The sequence below is a fragment of the Mycoplasmopsis alligatoris A21JP2 genome, assembly GCF_000178375.1.
Classification (GTDB): Bacteria; Bacillota_I; Bacilli_A; order Mycoplasmatales; family Metamycoplasmataceae; genus Mycoplasmopsis; species Mycoplasmopsis alligatoris.
Genome location: NZ_ADNC01000003.1, coordinates 1 through 1685, shown reverse-complemented (window position 1 = coordinate 1685; position 1685 = coordinate 1). Strand labels below are relative to the sequence as shown.

The 1685-nt window shown below is 30.2% G+C and carries 2 protein-coding genes; both read right to left on the bottom strand.

Going from position 1 to position 1685, the window contains the following annotated elements:
- Nucleotides 1-36: 36 nt before the first annotated feature.
- Nucleotides 37-1332 carry a pyrimidine-nucleoside phosphorylase gene (locus tag MALL_RS00445; RefSeq protein WP_005683166.1) on the bottom strand — a complete coding sequence of 432 codons (1296 nt, stop codon included), beginning with the start codon at nucleotides 1330-1332 and terminating at the stop codon, nucleotides 37-39.
- A gap of 7 nt (nucleotides 1333-1339) precedes the next feature.
- Nucleotides 1340-1685, bottom strand: a 346-nt coding sequence (locus tag MALL_RS00440; protein WP_005683165.1) for a phosphorylase family protein, incomplete at its 5' end; no start/stop codon positions are given.

Here is a 1685-nt window from a genome sequence, read left to right as displayed (position 1 = left end):
GTATGGTCAATCATTTTGTTGTAATTCATAATTTACCTACTTTAACCTATCTAATATAATTTTGTTTTGAACTTGTTTTTTGACTATTTCATAGCCTTTACTTAATTCTTCAACAATACTGTTTGGTATAGTTTTTGAAGAATATAAGGTAAAAATTACATCACCTTTTTTAACAGTTTCATTGGTCTTTTTATTAATTGTGATACCTGCATCAAAATCAATGTCTTCTTCTTTAGTTTCACGACCAGCACCTAATTTCATAGCACTAATACCAAATGTTAATGAATCAAAAATATTCATGTATCCATCCATATTTGCTTTAATTTCAAGTTTGTTTTTAGGATCTCAAAATGTTGAACTTTTTAATTTTTCAACATAACCACCTTGTAGCTTTACAAAATCATAAAATTTACTTAAAGCGCTACCATCATGAATAACTTGTAAAATTTTATCTTTAGCTTCTTGTTCAGTTTTTGCAATTTTAGCTTGTAATAAAATTGTTTGACATGAACTGTAAACTAGTTCTGTAAAATCATCTGGTCCCTTTCCTTGCAATGTATAAATTGCTTCAAGAACTTCGTTTCTATTACCAATTTCTCTCCCTATTGGACGATTCATATTAGTAATTTCTGCTCTTACATCTACGTTTAACTCTTTACCTATGCTTATCATAGTCTTAGCTAATTCTCTAGCACTTTCTAAATCCTTCATGAAAGCGCCATTACCACATTTAACATCAAGTAAAATAGCATCAGAACCTGTAGCTAATTTTTTTGACATGATAGATGAAGCAATTAAAGGAATTGATTCAACAGTTGAAGTAACATCTCTTAGTGCATATAATTTTTTATCTGCAGGCACTAATGAAGAAGACTGACCAATTACTGCAATTTTGTGATTAGTAACTTGATTAATAAAGTCTTTTTCACTCATCACTACATTAAAACCAGGAATTGATTCAAGTTTATCAATAGTTCCACCAGTATGCCCTAAACCTCTTCCAGACATTTTTGCAACAGGCGCTCCGCAAGCGGCAACAATTGGTGCTATAGCTAAAGTCGTTTTATCACCAACTCCACCAGTTGAGTGTTTATCAACTTTAATCCCAGGAATTTTGTTTAAATTCATAACTTCTCCAGAGTGCATCATTGTTTTTGTAAAAGTTGCTATCTCTTTCGAAGTCATGCCATTAAACATAACAGCCATTAAAAAAGCTGAAATTTGGTAATCAGGTGTATCACCTGCAACATAAGTACTAATTAAAAACTCAATTTCTTTTGTACTTAATTCTTTGTTTAATCTCTTTTTTTCAATTAAATCTACTACACGCATAATTTCCTTATTTAGCTAAACCTAAGGCAATTTCCATCATTTTTGTAAATGCAGTTTGTCTGCTTTCAGCTGATGTTTCCTCGTGTGTTATTAAATTATCACTAATAGTTAATAAACATGCTGCGTTTTTCTTTAATTTTTCTGCATTAGTGAATAAAGCAAAAGATTCCATTTCAACGCAAATAGATTCAGTTGCTTGAATTCTTTGTTCAAGAGGTACCGCTGAATAAAATACATCTGAAGAGTGAATTCTTCCTTCGTGTAATTTAATATTTAATTTTTTAGCAATATCTCTAATTTCATTATTTAATTTGCTTGATGGTTTTGCAATTTTTGAATCTTCTTCTAGAACT